This is a genomic window from Bacillus sp. RSS_NA_20 (genome assembly GCF_020165915.1).
Classification (GTDB): Bacteria; Bacillota; Bacilli; order Bacillales; family Bacillaceae; genus Bacillus; species Bacillus altitudinis.
Genome location: NZ_JAIUKW010000003.1, coordinates 197,698 through 216,039, shown reverse-complemented (window position 1 = coordinate 216,039; position 18,342 = coordinate 197,698). Strand labels below are relative to the sequence as shown.

At 39.8% G+C, this 18,342-nt stretch carries 18 protein-coding genes; 7 read left to right on the top strand and 11 right to left on the bottom strand.

Translation table 11 applies throughout. The annotated features are described in order from the left end of the window. Nucleotides 1-77: 77 nt before the first annotated feature. Complete coding sequence (crcB, locus tag LCD32_RS01260) at nt 78-479, bottom strand: fluoride efflux transporter CrcB (protein ID WP_017366925.1); 402 nt, start codon at nt 477-479, stop codon at nt 78-80. Further along, a complete protein-coding gene (locus LCD32_RS01255) occupies nt 479-1,195 on the bottom strand; it encodes a glycerophosphodiester phosphodiesterase (RefSeq protein ID WP_025207021.1) in 717 nt (238 codons plus the stop codon). Before LCD32_RS01255 ends, crcB begins: the two co-directional genes overlap by 1 nt. A gap of 305 nt (nt 1,196-1,500) precedes the next feature. Between LCD32_RS01255 and LCD32_RS01250 the strand changes: the two genes are divergently transcribed. From LCD32_RS01250 to LCD32_RS01240, 3 genes are all read left to right on the top strand, one after another. After that, nucleotides 1,501-1,602, top strand: coding sequence for a YhdX family protein (locus tag LCD32_RS01250; protein ID WP_017360338.1), 102 nt, complete (start codon nt 1,501-1,503; stop codon nt 1,600-1,602). A 164-nt stretch (nt 1,603-1,766) separates the two neighbouring features. Then, nucleotides 1,767-2,855, top strand: a complete 1,089-nt coding sequence (locus LCD32_RS01245) for a mechanosensitive ion channel family protein (protein WP_024719970.1) — start codon at nt 1,767-1,769, stop codon at nt 2,853-2,855. A 29-nt stretch (nt 2,856-2,884) separates the two neighbouring features. Next, the gene (locus LCD32_RS01240) at nt 2,885-3,616 is read left to right on the top strand and encodes an NAD-dependent protein deacylase (RefSeq protein ID WP_373368002.1); all 732 of its coding nucleotides are present in this window, start codon (nt 2,885-2,887) and stop codon (nt 3,614-3,616) included. A gap of 38 nt (nt 3,617-3,654) precedes the next feature. Here the strand turns inward: LCD32_RS01240 and LCD32_RS01235 are convergent, their stop codons facing one another. Then, complete coding sequence (locus LCD32_RS01235) at nt 3,655-4,509, bottom strand: polysaccharide deacetylase family protein (protein WP_203085378.1); 855 nt, start codon at nt 4,507-4,509, stop codon at nt 3,655-3,657. Nucleotides 4,510-4,804: 295 nt separating this feature from the next. Here LCD32_RS01235 and dat point away from each other — a divergent pair, with 295 nt between their 5' ends. Continuing rightward, complete coding sequence (gene dat / locus LCD32_RS01230) at nt 4,805-5,659, top strand: D-amino-acid transaminase (protein ID WP_224562585.1); 855 nt, start codon at nt 4,805-4,807, stop codon at nt 5,657-5,659. A gap of 48 nt (nt 5,660-5,707) precedes the next feature. On the opposite strand, the gene LCD32_RS01225 is transcribed toward dat, so the two are convergent. Then, a complete protein-coding gene (locus tag LCD32_RS01225) occupies nt 5,708-6,214 on the bottom strand; it encodes a universal stress protein (protein WP_224562582.1) in 507 nt (168 codons plus the stop codon). Nucleotides 6,215-6,773: 559 nt separating this feature from the next. Between LCD32_RS01225 and LCD32_RS01220 the strand changes: the two genes are divergently transcribed. Beyond that, entirely contained in the window at nt 6,774-8,531 is a 1,758-nt protein-coding gene (locus tag LCD32_RS01220; RefSeq protein ID WP_017366928.1) for an ABC transporter ATP-binding protein, read from the top strand. Beyond that, nucleotides 8,528-10,543, top strand: a complete 2,016-nt coding sequence (locus LCD32_RS01215) for an ABC transporter ATP-binding protein (RefSeq protein ID WP_017366929.1) — start codon at nt 8,528-8,530, stop codon at nt 10,541-10,543. Before LCD32_RS01220 ends, LCD32_RS01215 begins: the two co-directional genes overlap by 4 nt. A 126-nt stretch (nt 10,544-10,669) precedes the next feature. Here the strand turns inward: LCD32_RS01215 and LCD32_RS01210 are convergent, their stop codons facing one another. The 7 genes from LCD32_RS01210 to LCD32_RS01180 form a co-directional block, all read right to left on the bottom strand. Beyond that, nucleotides 10,670-11,287, bottom strand: coding sequence for an NAD(P)-dependent oxidoreductase (locus LCD32_RS01210; RefSeq protein ID WP_008348943.1), 618 nt, complete (start codon nt 11,285-11,287; stop codon nt 10,670-10,672). Nucleotides 11,288-11,571: 284 nt separating this feature from the next. Continuing rightward, on the bottom strand, nt 11,572-11,775 hold the full coding sequence (locus LCD32_RS01205; protein ID WP_008348940.1) for an alpha/beta-type small acid-soluble spore protein: 204 nt from the start codon (nt 11,773-11,775) through the stop codon (nt 11,572-11,574). A 226-nt stretch (nt 11,776-12,001) separates the two neighbouring features. Then, nucleotides 12,002-13,108 carry an ABC transporter ATP-binding protein gene (locus LCD32_RS01200; RefSeq protein ID WP_224562579.1) on the bottom strand — a complete coding sequence of 369 codons (1,107 nt, stop codon included), beginning with the start codon at nt 13,106-13,108 and terminating at the stop codon, nt 12,002-12,004. Between the two features lie 139 nt (nt 13,109-13,247). Then, complete coding sequence (locus tag LCD32_RS01195; RefSeq protein WP_058213968.1) at nt 13,248-14,123, bottom strand: helix-turn-helix domain-containing protein; 876 nt, start codon at nt 14,121-14,123, stop codon at nt 13,248-13,250. 20 nt (nt 14,124-14,143) lie between these two features. Further along, nucleotides 14,144-14,353 (bottom strand): YheE family protein, encoded by a 210-nt coding sequence (locus LCD32_RS01190; protein WP_008348933.1) that lies wholly within the window; start codon nt 14,351-14,353, stop codon nt 14,144-14,146. A 145-nt stretch (nt 14,354-14,498) separates the two neighbouring features. Beyond that, nucleotides 14,499-15,857 (bottom strand): YheC/YheD family protein, encoded by a 1,359-nt coding sequence (locus LCD32_RS01185; RefSeq protein WP_058213969.1) that lies wholly within the window; start codon nt 15,855-15,857, stop codon nt 14,499-14,501. Further along, entirely contained in the window at nt 15,814-16,920 is a 1,107-nt protein-coding gene (locus tag LCD32_RS01180) for a YheC/YheD family protein (protein ID WP_058213970.1), read from the bottom strand. The genes LCD32_RS01185 and LCD32_RS01180 overlap by 44 nt, the downstream gene beginning before the upstream one ends. A gap of 214 nt (nt 16,921-17,134) precedes the next feature. Here LCD32_RS01180 and LCD32_RS01175 point away from each other — a divergent pair, with 214 nt between their 5' ends. Further along, the gene (locus LCD32_RS01175) at nt 17,135-18,268 is read left to right on the top strand and encodes a DUF445 domain-containing protein (RefSeq protein WP_065460063.1); all 1,134 of its coding nucleotides are present in this window, start codon (nt 17,135-17,137) and stop codon (nt 18,266-18,268) included. Nucleotides 18,269-18,342 lie beyond the last annotated feature (74 nt).

The window sequence follows — 18,342 nt, the reverse complement described above, 5'->3', positions numbered from 1 at the left end:
TTCTGGATTGTTTGGCTGATGAAGAAACGACATGCACTACCGATCCCTCCAGCTACAGCTGTACAAAAAACAATCATTTATCTGCTTCCTTTCTGCTGCTTATTTTGATGAAAGAGCCGTTCAGCAAGGATCAGGCCAGCTAAAGCAGCGGCTACTCCAGCAATGACTGAGAGCAGGATGTACATCATACTTAAATTGAACTGCCCTGCCTGTAACAGAAGAACTGTCTCTTTAGAAAAGGTGGACATGGTCGTAAACCCGCCGCAAAAACCTGTTCCAATCAAAGCTGCAAGATCTTTTTTTCCTTTCTGAAATAGAAAGTATCCTGTCGCAAAACCAAGAAGCAGGCTGCCGGAAATATTTTCAATCATCGTTGCATAGGGGAATGTCTGGCTGATGACAGTTTGACTTAGTTCATATCTGCAAAGTGTACCAATCAATCCACCGATAAAAACGGCGAAATAAGTTTTCATCTGCATCATTTCTCCTTTTGAAAAAATAGCGGGTTATCGGTTACCACACCATCAATTGGATATTTTTTGATTCGATCCGCTGTTTTTTGATCTTTTACAGTCCATATAAACACATCCATCCCGAATGTGTGGATGCGGTCTATCCACCATCTATTGATCATCGTTTTCTTCATATTAAGACAATTTGCAAACGAGCTGTATGTCGTTAACTTTCGTTTCGTTAGTTTAAATGCATCAGGCTTTATAATCAAAGCTGTGCGAAGAGAAGGGGCGAATGCTTTGATTCTTTGCAGTGCATGAACATCAAAAGATTGAATCATGATATGACGAGAATAGGCAAACCGATTGATGATGCGGGCAACGGCCTTTTCGATTCCTATCTGCCGTTTTGGGTGTTTGATCTCGATCAATATCCCAATCCGCTGACTGTATCTTTCAAGAATTTCTTGTAATGTTGGAATTCGTTCATTCGTATACTGGTGGTCAAACCAGCTTCCTGCGTCCAATTTTTTCAACTGATCAAGTGTATAGCTTTTGACTAAACCGTTTCCGTTCGTCGTTCGATCAACGGTATCATCATGGATGACGACGACGTGCTGATCCATTGTCATTTGTACGTCTAATTCAATATAATCTGCTCCTTGCTCGACAGCTACATCAAACGCAGCGATTGTATTTTCTGGGGCTGCGCTTGATGACCCTCTATGTGCGATAATATACACTTGCTCCAGCTCCCTGACATAAGTTCTGGTCTTATCATATCAAATGCTTTGTTGGTTTTCCTTCTTTACTATATGGAGAAGAAGAGCGCCGTATTATCATGGAACCTCAGTACTGAAAAAGCTTGATGTATCATTTTGAAAAGTTTACAGGAATAGAGCAAGCTTTGATTGAGTAAACCTGAATTACATCAATTTTTCTTCGATCAATTTTGTCCAAATCGTCAGCGTTCGTCAAAATATTAGTGCTTTCGTCATGTTGACTGAAAATTCTGATGTTTTATAATGATGAAAAGGAGGCGAGATGATTGGGTAAAGGGAGAATTAGAGTGGAAGAACGTATTAAGGCCGAAACGGATGCTGAAATGTTTAAAGCGACTCTCCTTGATCAGGCTCAGAAGAAAAAGTAGTTTGCTGCCCGTCGATATGTCTCAAGCCAAAATTTCATAATTGAACATCATGCCTCGGGATAGGTCCCGAGGCTTTTTATATAGAGGTCAGACATTTAAGAGAGGACATAAACGAAGGTTATATTATAAACTAGAGAGGATTGTTTTAAAGGAGAGAGACAGAGATGTTTACACAAAAATGGATGGATACATATTTTACAGTCGATATTGCGATCCAAATAGGCATTAGCCTTTGTATTTTATTGCTTTTTTTATTACTTCGAAAAGTATTTACGAAATACTTGTTTCACCTGCTCTTTAAGCTGACAAATCGGTCTAAAACCGAAGTCATTAACCAAATTGTCGTGGCGTTTGAAAAACCTGCGAGACTGTTTTTTGTGGCACTAGGTTTATATTTTGCGTTAAGACAAGCCCCATACTTTGAGCACCATATGGATGTTATTGTCAAATTGTATAGATCCTCTATTATTTTGATGCTGACGTGGGGGCTTTGTAATCTAACCGCAGCTTCTTCCTTCTTATTTCAAAAAGTGAATTCAAAATTTGAATTAGAGATGGATGATATTTTAGCCCCATTTTTATCAAAGGTTCTTCGGTTTATGATTATTGCACTGAGTATTAGCGTCATTGCACAAGAATTTAATTATGATGTGAACGGACTTGTGGCAGGGCTTGGCCTAGGTGGTCTTGCTTTTGCACTCGCTGCGCAGGATACAGTGGCGAACTTTTTTGGAGGAATTGTGATTATTACAGAGAAGCCTTTTACAATGGGCGATTTTGTAGAGACTCCAAGTGTACTTGGGACTGTAGAGGACATTACCTTCCGAAGCACAAAATTTAGAACACCTGCTGAAGCGGTGGTGACCGTGCCAAATTCGACCCTTTCAAAGGAGCCGATCACAAATTGGACGAGAATGAATAAACGTCAAATTACGTTCTCCGTTCGCGTATCTTACAATACACCGAAAGAAAACATTGATAAGTGCATCAAACGTCTGAAGCAAATGCTTTATGAGCATGATGGGGTTCATAAGGAAACGATTATGGTGAATTTCGATGTGCTGGCAGACAGCTATTTAAACTTATTCTTTAACTTTTATACAAACACAACGGCTTGGTCTGAAAACCTGGATATTAAGCAGGATATTAACTATCGCATTATTGATATCTTCCATGAAGAAGGGGTAGAATTTGCTTTTCCTGGACAGACCATTTATATGAAACAAAAAGGTGAGAAACAGCTCGGTGAATAAAGGAGGAATGGTGGTTGGATCAAACAAAAGTGGCAGCGCTAAGAGAGAGATTATCAAAGGCCTCACATATTACAGTCCTTTCAGGTGCTGGGATGAGCACAGAATCGGGAATTCCCGATTTTAGATCAACGGGTGGACTATGGACAGAAGATACCTCTCGCATGGAGGCAATGAGCCGGTCCTACTTTTTATCACATCCGCATCAATTTTGGCCGAAATTCAAAGAATTGTTTCAAATGAAGATGAGTGGAGAGTACGAGCCAAACGCTGGACATGCTTTTTTAGCCAATTTAGAAAAGCAAGGAAAACGTGTGGATATTTTCACGCAAAATATCGATGGTCTGCATAAAAAAGCGGGAAGCCAGCATGTGTATGAACTGCATGGTTCCATTCAAACAGCTACATGTCCATCATGCGGGTCAACATACGAACTGCCTTATTTATTACAAGAAGAGGTACCGGTTTGTGAGCGGATTTCATCAGACGGCCGTACATGTGGACGAGTACTTAAAACAGATGTTGTCCTTTTTGGGGACATGGTGAAGCACTTTGATCAAGTGGAGAAATCGCTCCTGCAAACGGACATGCTACTCGTCATGGGAACGTCCTTAGAAGTGGCACCAGCCCGATATATTCCAGAAGATGCTGCTCATCATCCTTCCATCTTTAAGGTCATGATGAATTTAAGTGAAACGGAATTCGATCCGCTGTTTGATCTTGTCTTTCACGAACGAATTGGCGAGCTTGTGAATGCTTTATAAATCATAAAAAACCCGCATCCAACAGGTGCGGGTTTGCTTTATTGCTGTAGTGGCTTCATTGTTTCATCAAGGACTTCAAACGTGTAGCCCTTCGCCTTTAATTGTGTGATCAGACTGTTTAAGTATTTTGCGGTAGCTGGTTGATCATGCATTAAGATGATTTTTGGCTCTTTCGGGTACTTGGTTTCAAGCACTTGCAGCTGATTTAATACTTCTGGTACATATTTTGAGCTTTTATATTTCCAGTCAAGACTGTCAATGGTCCAGTCCCAGTATACAAAGCCTTTTTGTTTTAAACGTGTTTTTTGCTGGTCTGTTAAGTTTGGAGAACTGCCATAAGGTGTTCTCACAAGATGTGTATATTCACCAGTAACAGAAGCCAATATACGTTGATCTTCTTTCATTTCATTTACAGGAGAATCACTTTTTTGATAAAAGCGTTTCACATCATGCGTGATGCCATGAAGTCCTAATTGATGACCTTCTTGATGAAGTCTTTTCACAGCTGCTGGGTGTTCTTTGATTTGAGGCCCGAGCATAAAGAATGTGGCCTTCACTTGCTGTGAATTTAGCACATCTAACAGCTGATTTGATGTAGCAGAAGGGCCATCATCAAAGGTCAAAAAGATCGTTTGATCCGTTACATGTTTGTTTGGATTGATCTTAAAATGTGCATCTAATGTTTTTGGCGAATCATCTTTTGCTTTCAGACTTGTACTTGTGTCTCGAAATGGACTGCTCGCAGACACTTCATTCGGTTGATCTGCTGCCTGCATATTGGTTTTAGACATATCCCAAATGAAAAAAAGGATCAATGTCAGGATGACTAGACCAATCGCCTTTGAGAGCAGCATCGTGTTTGAAGGTGTCTGTTTTTTCGTAACCCGTTGCATTACAATCGCTCCAATAAATCAGTAGTTTGTGTCGAATCATGTAGTGGATTCTGTCTTTTTTCGCTGTTTTTTGTCGTGCTCATATGGAGTAAGTATACAGGAAAAAAGAGCCTATGAATATAGAAGATGCTAAAAAATTGGAATCTTTTTGGTTATGAATCTATATTTGTTACAATAGAAGGTTATCCAGTCAAATGGATATGAAATAATTCTGAATAATCATTGAAACGTTTACATTTATCCGCTAAGATAGCATCAGATTCAACCATTAAGCAAAGCGAAGGGGAGATTCCATATGAAAGTATTGTACAATGGGGATTTTATTGAAAAAAAAGATGCACATGTTGATATTGAAGACAGAGGCTATCAATTTGGCGACGGAGTCTATGAGGTCATCCGCGTATATAATGGGACTTTGTTTACATTAAAAGAGCATACTGAGCGTCTATTCAAGAGTGCAAAGGAAATCGGCATTCATCTGCAAGGTACAGTATCCGATATGGAAGAGAATTTGAAGAAGCTAGTCGCAGATAATCAAGTGATTGATGGCGGCGTGTATATTCAAGTCACGCGAGGCGTCGCACCTCGTAAACATCAATATGGTGCACTTACCCCTCAAATTACGGCATATACATTTCAAGTGAAAAAGCCTATTCAAGAGCAGACAGCTGGTGCGAAAGCTCTATTGTCTGAAGATCTTCGCTGGTTAAGATGTGATATTAAAAGCTTAAACCTTTTATATAACGTCATGGAAAAGCAGAAAGCGTCTGAAGCTGGTGCGTTTGAAGCGATTTTAATAAGAGACGGCTTTGTGACAGAGGGGACGTCCTCGAATGTGTATGCCGTCATTGATGGTGTCATTCGTACACACCCAGCAAATAACCTGATTTTAAACGGCATTACACGTAGAAAGCTGCTAGAGGTTTGTCAGGAAGAAGGATGTCGTGTGGAAGAAACCCGCATGAGTAAAGACGAACTTTTGCATGCACAGGAAATTTTCATTAGTTCAACGACAGCTGAAGTGATTCCAATTGTAGAGATAGATGGTCAGCCAGTTGGGAAAGGTGTTCCAGGAGAGATCACGAAGCGTGTACAGGAAGGGTTCCAGAAAAAAATTAAGCATGAAAGCGAAGCATCTATTTCTTCATAAAAAGAAAAAGGCTGTAAACATTGGTTTACAGCCTTTTGTGATTTATATTTATTTCACGATCAGTACAGGTATATCTGATTTGGAAGATAACTTTTCACTCACACTGCCAAAGAGCATTTTTTTCAATCTGCTCTTGTCACGTGCTCCCATGACGATGAGGTCTGCTGAAATCTTTTCAGCGTATTCGATAATCGCTTCTGCAGGCTCCCCTTCAACAATTTCAATCGCAGCTTCAAACTGCTCTTCATTTAACAGCATTCTTGCTTCTGCAACGACCTCTTCTGTATGGTCTTCAAAAATCAAGGGACTTTGCTGTTCATCATGAGGTACATACACAGGGGGTGTTTGAAGGTCTGCCATGCCGCCTCCGATATAAGCGCCGCCAGTCATTGGGCGAGGTGCATCAAACACCTGTCTGCTGGATTTCCCATCATGAGCGTAGGCAACGGTTAGCTTGGCATGCAACGTTTTGGCTAAAGCGATTGCCTTCTTTAATGCTTTCTTACTGTCTTCATGTCCATCAAACGCAACGACCATCCGATCAGCTTGAAACAATGTCCTCATTCCTTTCAAAAGGAGTCTATACGTTCATGGTATACCCGATATCTGAAAAAGATACACATAAAGGGTGTGAACTTTTTGTTAGAAAATTTCATTTATTGAAAAATATTTATTGACAAAATAGTGACAGCCACTATAAGATAAAAAAAGATTCAAGAGCCAAAAGGAGGAAATGTCATGTGCAACATCATTGGAAGAATGAAATCAAACTGCATGAATGGGTTGATTCACGTGACAATTACACCTTCATTGGTCATTGAAAAGGGACTCGTATGTTCCAATTGATCGGATGAATCAAGGCGTATGTTGCGTATTTGTCAACATGCGCCTTTTTATCATGTATAAAAGAGGCGTACCAGTCAGCTGGTTGCCTCTTTTTTTGTTGTATACATTTCGTATCTCGAAATAATGGAATGCATCAACAACTAAATGAAGAGGAGTGAAAGCATGTGAACATGCCAAAGGCAAGACAAATGACAAAAGCTCAAAAAACGAAACAAGGTGACAATCAGGAAAATATAGAAAGCGGCTAGCTTTAAAAGGAGAGACAAACATGTTTTCAGTATTTGTGAAATTAGGCTGGTTCTTTAAACAAGAGTGGAGGCGCTATACAATCGCCATTACGCTGCTGCTCATTGTGAATGTGCTTGAAATGCTGCCACCGAGGTATCTAGGTCAAGCAGTTGATGACATTCGGTCTGGTCAATTTACAACATCCAGTATTCTGTTTTACGTAACCATTTTTTGCTTACTTGGTGTCAGTGTCTATGCGCTCACCTATTTTTGGATGTATCAGTTATTTGGCGGCGCAAATGTCATGGAGCGTGTGATGCGCGGAAAATTAATGCGCCACTTACTTAAGATGACACCCACCTTTTATGAAAAGAAAAAAACCGGAAATCTAATGGCACTAGGTACAAATGATTTGAATGCTGTGGCTTTAACAACAGGATTTGGCGTTTTAACATTAGTCGATTCCACTGCTTACATGCTCATGATCTTTTTTACGATGGGGCTGACGATCAGCTGGAAATTAACTTTAATGGCCATTATTCCAATGCCACTGATGGCGATTTTGATAGCGTTTTATGGCAGTAAAATTCATGAACGCTTTACAGTCGCTCAAGATGCATTTGGTGATATGAATGATCGTGTATTAGAATCAGTTGCCGGCATTCGGGTGATTCGGTCTTTTGTACAGGAAAAACAAGATGTTAATCGCTTTCGAGAAATGACAGATGATGTTTTTCAAAAAAATATGAGAGTGGCGATCATTGATTCATTGTTTGAGCCGACGGTGAAATTGCTTGTGGGGATCAGTTATTTAATCGGTATCGGTTATGGCGCATATCTTGTGTTCCAAAGTGATTTAACCATTGGTGAGCTTGTCGCATTTAACGTCTATCTGGGGATGATGATCTGGCCAATGTTTGCCATTGGTGAATTGATTAATATCATGCAAAGAGGAAATGCCTCATTAGACCGGTTGAATCATACACTCAGTTATCAACCGGATGTAACTGACGCAGCCAAGCCAAAAAGATTACAAGAGCCTGGCGATATTCAATTTGAACATGTGACATTTAGATATCCAACTTCCTCTAAAGATAATCTAACGGATGTCTCCTTTACTGTACGAAAAGGGCAAACGATTGGTATTACAGGAAAAACGGGAAGCGGAAAAACAACGATTGTCAAACAGCTTCTTCGTCAGTATCCGACAGGTGATGGAAAGATCTTGTTTTCAGGTGTTCCAATTGATGACATTGAATTGGATCAACTGTTCCAATGGATTGGCTATGTTCCGCAAGATCATGTCCTTTTCTCAAAAAGTGTAGAAGAGAATATGCGTTTCGGTCATAGAGACGCGAAAGAAGCTGAATTAGCACAAGCGATTAAAGATGCTTACTTTGAAAAGGATTTACGCCTTTTACCAGAAGGCTTGGAAACCATGGTTGGAGAAAAGGGAGTGGCGCTGTCAGGAGGACAGAAGCAGCGGATTTCCATTGCACGTGCATTATTAATTGATCCAGACATTTTGATTTTGGATGACTCGTTATCTGCAGTTGATGCAAAAACAGAAACGGCTATTTTAGAGAATTTAAGACAAAATCGTCATGGAAAAACGACATTTATTACAACCCACCGTCTATCAGCTGTTGAGCATGCGGATCTCATTCTTGTCATGGAAGAAGGGCGTATTGTTCAAAAGGGAACCCATCAAGCGCTTATTCAGCAAGATGGCTGGTATAAAGAGCAATTTCTGCGTCAGCAGCTGACAAATCAGCTGGAAGGAGGGGATGAGGCATGACAACAGGGAGAAGACTTCTTGCCTATGCACTCCTATATAAAAAAGTATTGTCTGTTGCTTTGATCTTTCTGATCATTGCAGTTGGTGCTGAGTTGACAGGACCTTTCATTGGGAAAAAAATGATTGATGATCATATTTTAGGTGTAGAAAAACCGTATGTTGAGGTAGATGAAAAAACAGATAAAACGGTTTATTACCAGGGAAATAACTATATAAGAAGTGACCGGCTACAGAATCAAAATGAAGCTGGAAAGCAAATCAATGTCGTGCAAGTCGGATTTGGGTACTATTTTGTGAATGAACCGATTCGATTTGACGGGAGCCGGACAATAGAAGGGGATCAGCTCACCATTGAAAATGGGAGCGAGCGTGAGACGTATCAGGTACAGCGTTTATCCAAAGAGGAAATCTTCGCTTTTTATCAGCCGGAAATCAGTGGTTTGGTGCAGCTTGTTCTATTTTATTTTGGGATGCTCGTCATTGCGATTTTCTTTCAATATGGGCAGCACTATTTACTCCAGCGTATTGCAAATCGCATTATTCAAAAAATGCGAGTGGACGTATTTGAACATATCCAAACGCTTCCGATTCGGTATTTTGATAATTTACCGGCTGGAAAGGTTGTCGCGCGGATTACGAATGACACAGAAACCATTCGTGATTTATATGTAACAGTACTCGCTAATTTCGTCACAAGTGCCATTTACATGGTTGGCATTTATATCGCCATGTTCTTATTAAATGTGAAGCTGGCGCTCATTTGTTTAGTGGCTGTTCCGATTATTTTCCTATGGTCGATGACTTACCGAAAGTTTGCGTCGGTTTACAATCATCGCATTCGATCCATCATCAGTGAAATTAATGCCAAGCTAAATGAAGCTATTCAAGGAATGACGATTATTCAAGCATTTCGACATGAACAAGCAACGAAAGAAGAATTTGATGAGCTGAATAACAATCACTTTCGATATCAGCGAAAGATGCTTCATTTAAATTCACTGCTTTCACATAACCTGGTGAATCTGCTTCGGAACTTAGCATATGTCGCACTCATTTGGTATTTTGGCGGCGCGTCCTTAAGTGCGACGGGCATTGTGTCGATTGGGGTGCTCTATGCATTTGTCGATTATTTAAATCGTTTGTTCCAGCCGATTACAGGCATTGTGAATCAATTTTCTAGATTAGAATTAGCAAGGGTTTCATCTGAACGGGTCTTTCGATTATTAGATGAGCCAGGTACTGAAGTGGAAGAACCAGTTCAGAAGAAACTAGAGGGACACGTTCAATTTCAGGATGTTACCTTCGCGTATAATGAAGGGAAAAATGTATTAAAGAACATCACCTTTGAGGCGAAAAAAGGTCAGACGGTGGCACTTGTTGGACATACCGGTTCTGGGAAAAGTTCGATCATGAATTTGCTGCTGCGTTTTTATGATATTCAGCATGGGGACATCCTCATTGATGGAGAAAGCATCTATGATCAGTCGCGCCAAACGCTGCGTAAGCAAATGGGCATTGTACTACAAGATCCTTATTTGTTCTCTGGAACGATTGCGTCCAATGTCAGTTTAGGAAATGAAGACATTAAAAGAGAAACGATTGAAACATCGTTAAAGCAAGTGGGCGCAGCAGAACTGTTAAAGCATTTGCCTGAAGGTTTTGATGAACCAGTTGTTGAAAAGGGGAGTACTCTTTCCTCTGGGGAACGTCAATTGATTTCATTTGCCCGTGCACTGGCATACGATCCAGCGATCTTAATTCTAGATGAAGCGACGGCTAACATCGATACAGAAACAGAAGCCATCATTCAGCGGGCACTGGATGTCGTCAAAGAAGGACGAACCACTTTTGTCATTGCACACCGATTATCTACTATTAAGAAAGCTGACATGATTTTGGTGTTAGAAAAGGGTGAAATTGTCGAACGCGGCAGCCACGAAGAGCTCATGGAGCAAAGCGGACTGTATGCGCAAATGTACGAATTACAAAAGGGAGCTGTGACGAGCAGCTGATAGGATGAGTAGAAAAAGCCTCTTTCAATTTGAAAGAGGCTTTTTTCATGGCAATGAAAAAAGTCGAGGCTTCATGAAATGATCTCGACTTTTACTGGTTGTATATCATTTACACGAACTAAATGGTCAATAAGCGATACCGACGCGTTGATGCACAAATTCTTTTGAGTTTAACTGCTGATACAAAAAGTGTGCGGTATCTTCAACTGAGATTTTCTGTCCATCTATAGGGAGAAAATTCTTTTCATAGCGATATGACCGTGTCACTTCTCCATCTGGTAAATAGGTTGGACAAATGATTGTCCAATCTAGTTCAGTTGATTGAAGAATTTCAAATGCTTTGGCATGTTCTTTAGCAGCTCGGGAAGTGGTTCGCCTTGATTCATTTGTTTCAAAGCGGTAAAGCTCAGGCTGCTGCCTTGCTTTCAAAATCCCTGCTGTACCAATCGTTATAATTCTTGATGTTCCTGTTTGCTTCATGGCTTGTACGATATGCTCCATTGAAACAGATAAAGTATCATCACCATCTGTTGATAGACAGCTCACGACAATATCTGATCCTTTAATTGTTTCAAGAACATCCTCTTGATTTCTGGAATTGCCGGTGACTTGAAACATACCCGCAAGCATTTCTTCCCGGTTTGTCCGAATTAACGAGCGAACCATGTAACGATCATCTTCTTTTACGAAACGAAGAAATGCTTGTCCTACACGTCCATGAGCACCGAAAAGAGCTATTTTCATCTGATCGATCCCTCCACTACATACTATAAGTGAAAAGAACTTAAAATGGTACAGTTTTATGTCATGCTTTTTTTATAAAGATGAAAGGACCGAATACTATGAGCATATTCACATAATAGAGAGAGACCGACAAATTGTAGAAGTTCAAAATTCATACCTGAAATAATGTCCATGAAGATCCGCTCCTTTCTAATACATCATATGAATTCAAAAGGAATCGGTGAGGGATAAAACCAAAAAAAGAAGACACCATAAGAGGTGCCTTCTATGATCCAGATATGAAATTAAGCTTTTGTTCCGCCAAGGTTTTGCTGAGCGTAAGATACAAGACGTTTCGTGATTTCTCCACCAACTGAACCGTTAGCACGAGCTGTTGTTTCTGCTCCAAGGTTTACACCAAACTCAGAAGCGATTTCGTATTTCATTTGATCGATTGCTTGCGCTGCTCCAGGAACTAGTAATTGATTTGAACTATTAGAATTTGCCATGATGTGAATCTCCTTTTTATATATGATTTTTTTGGTTGGGTTTGCTGGAGTCGCACCAGCGAAATGACCAAGTCATTTGCCACTTGGCGAAACCCAATGCGGTAACTGCTTTGTACTAAATATTATGGTTCGCTACGAAAAAAACATACGGAAAAAGAACATGGTAAATGTTGTTTTCACATACAAAAAACCACCACCCAATGGTGATGGTTTGTGGAACGTCTTCTTATTCAGCTGAGCGGATGCGCAGCTCAGTCTCTGTATCAAAGAAGTGCGCTTTATTCATATCAATGGCAAGAGGGATCGTCTGACCTGCCTGAATATCTGTGCGAGAATCAACTCGTGCAATAAACGTTTGACCAGCGAGAGAAGAATAAAGCATCGTTTCGGCTCCCATTAATTCAGCCACTTCTACGTTTGCTTCAATTTTTGTTCCTTCAGAAGCCTCTATAAACACAGGCTCATCATGGAAATTTTCTGGTCTGATGCCTAGAATCACATCTTTTCCGATATAGCCCTGACTGCGTAATACTTTCATTTTTCCTTCTGGTACACGAATGTGCGTATTCCCAATGGCAATGGCTCCGTCAGACAGTTTTCCTGTAAAAAAGTTCATCGCTGGAGAGCCAATAAATCCTCCTACAAAGACATTCTCTGGGTTTTCATACACATCCTTTGGTGCGCCAACCTGCTGAATAAAGCCATCTTTCATGACAACAAGCCGAGTAGCCATTGTCATGGCTTCTGTTTGATCGTGTGTGACATAGATGAATGTCGTCTGCAGCCGCTGATGAAGTTTAGAAATTTCGGCACGCATCTGAACACGAAGTTTAGCATCTAAATTAGAGAGAGGTTCATCCAAAAGAAAGACTTTTGCATCTCGCACAATGGCCCTTCCAAGTGCAACACGCTGTCTTTGACCTCCAGACAATGCCTTAGGTTTTCGATCTAAGTATTGTTCAAGCCCTAATATTTTCGCAGCGTTTCGTACCCGCTCATCAATTTCTGCTTTAGGAAATTTTCGAAGCTTTAATCCAAAAGCCATATTATCGTACACATTCATATGAGGGTATAAGGCATAGTTTTGGAAAACCATCGCAATATCCCGATCTTTTGGTGCCACATCATTCATTCGCTTGCCGTCTAATAGAAAATCCCCTTGTGAAATTTCTTCAAGGCCTGCAATCATGCGGAGGGTTGTTGATTTTCCGCACCCAGATGGACCAACAAACACAATAAATTCTTTATCCTCAATATGTAGATTAAAGTTATCTACTGCTGTTACTTTGTTATCATACACTTTATAAATTTGATTCAGTATCATTTCAGCCATAGGTGGTAGCCTCCCAGTCCTTTTTTTGAAAGCGCTTTACTTATAAATGAAGTGTATAAAAAGGAAGGGTGTCTGTAAATGGACAACGTGCACAACATCTTATTTTCATTTTTAGGCAAGGTGCTCATGATAGGATCATTTAAGAAAGATCGAGAAGATTCATCATGAAATAGGCAGCTGACGCTTCTTGAAAATGCCGTATATCTAGTCCTGTCCGTTCAATAAATTTATCAATCCGATACTGAAGGCTGTTTCGATGAACATATAAAGCTTTTGCTGCCTGCGATGCATTTAAATTACACTGCATATAGGTCGTGAGAGTCCGGTAAACGTCCCGATCAAAGATTGTTTCTATAAATGCATCTGAAATAGCGGCAGAAACCATGTCTGTATCATGGCGAATGAAAGCAGGTAGACATTGATAAAATGTTGCAACCCCTGACCTAAGTTTTCCTTGCTTCAGATGCCATAAGAAGAGCTGATGTTCATTTAATAATCTCTTTTTTAAATTTTCATTTGGCAAATGCAGCTGTCCTTGCATGAAGACAACGTCTGTTAAAAAATCACTTGTGATGGCTTGAGACAAATCATGTAGCTGTTCAAGTTGACCATTTTCTGATGTAGCGTTTGTTTGAATGAGCATAGCTGTTTCAGTGCCTGTCCATATGAAATGAATATGTTCGAGGCTGCTGTTCACAGCCTCTTTTATTTGCTGCCTTTGTTCTGCTTGGTGATCCATTTTAAAAAAATGAACACGGACGGAGTGATCGATGGTGATTGATTTGTTTTCAAAGAGATAGCTGTACCATTTCTGTTCTTCTTCCGTTTCCTGCGTATGAGGTACATCAATTGGTGTGAGGAATGAATTGAGAAGAAGCGTTTCCCTTTCTGTTAGCTCCGTTTTGTTTACTCCGAATATTTCGCCTTCGTCTGTTTGATACCAGAGAGTTTGTTTATCATTTGTTGGTGAACTGATGATATGGTGTCCGTAAACAAGTTTTAGTTTTTCTAACATGGCGAGGCTCCTTAAACAGTTTAATCATACACATGGAATAGCATTAATTCGTGGATTTCTTCTTTTAAGGTTGGTTCAACTTCATGAGGCGGAAGCTGAGAGCCCCATTCAATATCACCCGTTTTGTGATAAATGCCTTCATAGTGTGAACCATTATGAAAAAAGGATATTTTCCAGCCAGGTAATTGCGCTTTTTTAAAGAGAGGTTTCCATTGAAAATGAGAAATCATATCATCATTGCCTCCTTGCTTTTATTGATGAAACAATAAATACACACGACAATACGGAAACAACCTTGAACTTGGTTTTATTGTATCTCATCTGATGAAAAGAGCATAGGGAAAGCACAGATTTCAGAGACATGAAAAGAAAACATCAATAGGCGTTTGCATGGTCTATAGGAGTAAGAGCCATTTGTGTTAGGTAAGATGCGTATTCAACGATTCTTTTCCCAATCAGCCATTCTGAGTTTTTCAATGGTGCATGCAGAAAAATCTCGCGGCCTGGACGAGAATTGGCTTCAAACATCCAGATAGCACCTAAGTGATCAATACCTAAGTCAAAGCCAATTTCCCCAATCAGACCGGGCATTTTTTCATCTATCACACGACTAAGTGCGAGGGCAGTATCAGAGAGCTCTTGCAAAACCTTCAAACGTTTCTCTGCATCAGGAAAGATATCATACAGTGTTTTTACTGAACCACCATGCAGTTGATGGGTTGTGACAGTGTGATCTCCTGAAACTTTTCCAGCAGCGGCTGTAACAGTCCAATGACCATACTTATTTTTATTCGTATGAATTCTAAAATCCAGTGGTTGATTGTCTATTTGAAGAAGCTCAATGCCTTGTTGTGCAATCAAGTCGTGAATTGCACAATCTTCCCGCAGTTTTTTTACGAAATGGTCTACGGAATGATATGAAGTGGATTTCCCTTTATTTGAGCAGACAGTGACCCCGTTTTCCGTCTTCTTTAACTGATAAATCCCGTCTCCGTGACTGCCGTTTGTTGGTTTTAAATAAATGACATGATGCATATGAAGGAGTGTTTCTATTTTATTTAAAGCATCAACAGGATCTAATCGTATAGAATGTGGTAAGAAAGAGCTTGTTTTTTCATCTGTTAATAGCTGTTCATGAATGTCCCATTTATTAAAAAAATAAGGGTTGAACCAAGGGATATCGTAGTCTTGAGTGAGTTTTCGTTTTGTTTCTTGAATGAATGCCGACTGAGCAGCCTTTCTATTAGGCAGCCGGTCATAAACAACGGATGGGAGGGGCATCTGCTTTTTTACCCAGCGCTCCTCTTGGTAAAGCAAACCTTCTACTATTCCTTTATCCCAATCGATAGAATGAGTACCAAAAAGATATGCAAAACCAGCATGCTGCCTGCAAGATTGCAGCAATTTCATAAAATAGGAAGATCTTGCGCCTAAAGGTGCTGTATTTTGTTCGAATCCTGCAGTGAAAATGCCGATGAGAGGTCCTATATAGAGTGTATGTTGAACTAATATGACATCAGCTTTCGTTTTGTATGGAATGAATAAAGCGCGATAAAGGTCTTCTGATAATAAAATCATTTGAGATTGATGATGATAGGAAATGGCGAAATCATCTACTAAACAAGAACCTAAAGCAATAGATAAAATTGCCTCCTGCTCTTTAAACTGAGCAGGGAGATATACTGTTTTTTCACTTGCTGAATGAGGAGCGATGATGTAGCGTTTTCTCTTCATAAGGAACCTCCTTTTCTTCAGCCATCATCGATTTGGCATGTTCAAGTATGGTCTGAATCAATTGATTCTCCCTCTCAGGGTAAGCTTTTAAAAAAGAGGATCGTCCTGGCTTTGATCTTACATTTGAGATGAAAAGTCTGCCTTCATTTGTATGAAGCAAGTCTATAGCGAATTCAATACACGGTGAGAAAGTTTTGTCTATAAACGCTGGAAGAGATGATTGAATGGAGGCAATATCATCTAACAACAGCTCCTTGATGTGTGGCTTTAATGAGTTTAAATAGTGATCAAAGGCTACCACATGAATGGAATTTTGTGTATTGCTTAAAAGGCTGTTTTCTACTGATGGTTTTGTATGAATCCCCATGCTATTCCATTGATTTTGTGAATTTTTTATAAGAAAAATCCTAATTTCATTGAATATAACGTCTTTTTGATCATTCGTGTTAAAAAATTGAAGGAAAGATCGGCCGATATACTTTTTGCACCAGCGTTCAACCTCTGCTGAATGTGAAAAGGTGATGATTTGCTTAGCGTTTAGCTGCACAGTAATGAGTGATTTGTCTTTTAAAGAAATGAAGCAAGAGGGTGCTGCGTGCTGTTGAGAAAGCGGCTGTATTTTACAATATCCGCCCTTTCTGACCAAGTTGAGCAGGTCTGAAGGCTCTGTCAATAGAGAGCAGACAGGTAAGTATGGTTGTAAAGAAGGGAGGAGACGGAGCTGCTCGAATAGCCGCATTTTATTTGAAATTCCAGTATTCAAAAAAACGGTTTTTGGATACTTTTTTAACCAATTCATGATAGGTTTTGCTTTTTTAGATTGTGCGTCATGCTGATAAAGACAACGATCATAAATCAAGTCAGGAATCTGAAATTCTGACGCTTCAAATCCTTTGCCAGTCTTAAATTTTTGACCGTGAATGACATTTGAAGCAGGCTTTAAATCTAGAGGTGAAAAACGAACAACTTCTAAATCAAAAGAAGAGGCTGCTTTGGCAAGCTGATGTGAGAATGCTTCTTCATGCTTCGGAGAAAGAGTGACAATGCCGAGCGTTGACGTCATGAAACAACACCTACTTTTCAAATTCTTTTTTTAACATCTGAAAAACACTTTTTGTTGATTTTACATAAACTTGGCGTTCCTATATCATTACGACAGATCGTTGTCTCATATGTCATATTGAATGCTTCATTTGCTTGGACTCTTGACAACAACTATAATACGTATAGATTAAAACAATAAACTTCAGGTGTTGTTTGAAAGGTAGATGACGACTTTGGATATATTCACAACGTTTATCTTTATGATTGTGATAGGTGCAGTGATAGGGGCAGCAACAAACCATCTCGCGATTAAAATGCTTTTTCGTCCGTATAAGCCATATTATTTATTTGGGAAGCAGCTCCCATTTACACCGGGTCTCATTCCTAAAAGAAGAGATGAAGTAGCCAAGCAGGTTGGCGTCATGGTGATGGAGCATTTACTAACGCCAGAGGGCATTAAAAAACGATTTGAATCATCAGAGGCAAAGCAAGAGATATTGCGGACAGTGCACCGATATATTGATAAAGGTGCTGATATGGAAATGACGGTTTTCTCCATGTTAGAAAAATACGGTTTTTCACAGGCTGACGTTAAAGCTGACGCATGGCTTCATCAGTGGACTGATCATAAGCTCCACTCACTGCTTGAAAAGTATGATCAGCAAACATTGTCTGAGCTGTTGCCACAGGATGTAGAAAATAAGCTTGCATCAAAAATTCCAGATGCCGCAGATTATATTTTAAAGAGAGGCATTCATTATTTTGAAAGTGATGAGGGAAAAGCAAGACTCGGTCATATGATAGATGATTTCTTAAAAGAACGAGGAATGCTTGGCAGTATGGTCCAAATGTTTTTAGGGAATTCAAGCTTAATTGATCGCGTGCATCCTGAAATGATGAAGTTCTTAAAGAATGCAGAGACAAAAAGGTTTTTATCAGATTTACTTGTTCAAGAATGGGACAAGGTAAAGCAATTTTCTTTACATGAGCTTGATGAAAAATGGAATGTGAAAGAGCTTCTATTTAGTGTGAAAAAGCAATTGCTTTCACATTTTTCTACAAAGGTGCTGTTAGATAGACCAGTAGGAGTTTACATCAGTGCAGTAGCGGATGATCTTAAGACCAAATTTGCTCCATCTCTCATTGATAAAGCGATTGAAGCCGCATCTAATGCGCTTGAGGGACTGCTCGCAAAGCTCCAATTTGAAGAAATTATTCGTGAACAAATTGAACTTTTCCCGCTTGAAAAAATGGAAGAGCTTGTAATCAGCATATCTAATAAGGAGCTGAAGATGATCACATTTTTAGGCGGTCTTTTAGGTGGATTGATCGGTGCTGTCCAAGCGATTTTTGTCACCTTATTCTAAGGCAAGATCGAGAAATTTCGATGAATTTATTGTATATATGTGAAACGAAAGCCATAGTTTGTTATAGTGGAGTG

Excerpts from the sequence above, each read along its gene's own strand:
- crcB (WP_017366925.1), bottom strand. The coding sequence starts at position 479 with ATGCAGATGAAAACTTATTTCGCCGTTTTTATCGGTGGATTGATTGGT.
- LCD32_RS01245 (WP_024719970.1), top strand. The coding sequence starts at position 1,767 with ATGTTTACACAAAAATGGATGGATACATATTTTACAGTCGATATTGCG.
- LCD32_RS01235 (WP_203085378.1), bottom strand. The coding sequence starts at position 4,509 with ATGCAACGGGTTACGAAAAAACAGACACCTTCAAACACGATGCTGCTC.
- dat (WP_224562585.1), top strand. The coding sequence starts at position 4,805 with ATGAAAGTATTGTACAATGGGGATTTTATTGAAAAAAAAGATGCACAT.
- LCD32_RS01220 (WP_017366928.1), top strand. The coding sequence starts at position 6,774 with ATGTTTTCAGTATTTGTGAAATTAGGCTGGTTCTTTAAACAAGAGTGG.
- LCD32_RS01215 (WP_017366929.1), top strand. The coding sequence starts at position 8,528 with ATGACAACAGGGAGAAGACTTCTTGCCTATGCACTCCTATATAAAAAA.
- LCD32_RS01210 (WP_008348943.1), bottom strand. The coding sequence starts at position 11,287 with ATGAAAATAGCTCTTTTCGGTGCTCATGGACGTGTAGGACAAGCATTT.
- LCD32_RS01205 (WP_008348940.1), bottom strand. The coding sequence starts at position 11,775 with ATGGCAAATTCTAATAGTTCAAATCAATTACTAGTTCCTGGAGCAGCG.
- LCD32_RS01200 (WP_224562579.1), bottom strand. The coding sequence starts at position 13,108 with ATGGCTGAAATGATACTGAATCAAATTTATAAAGTGTATGATAACAAA.
- LCD32_RS01195 (WP_058213968.1), bottom strand. The coding sequence starts at position 14,123 with ATGTTAGAAAAACTAAAACTTGTTTACGGACACCATATCATCAGTTCA.
- LCD32_RS01190 (WP_008348933.1), bottom strand. The coding sequence starts at position 14,353 with ATGATTTCTCATTTTCAATGGAAACCTCTCTTTAAAAAAGCGCAATTA.
- LCD32_RS01185 (WP_058213969.1), bottom strand. The coding sequence starts at position 15,857 with ATGAAGAGAAAACGCTACATCATCGCTCCTCATTCAGCAAGTGAAAAA.
- LCD32_RS01180 (WP_058213970.1), bottom strand. The coding sequence starts at position 16,920 with ATGACGTCAACGCTCGGCATTGTCACTCTTTCTCCGAAGCATGAAGAA.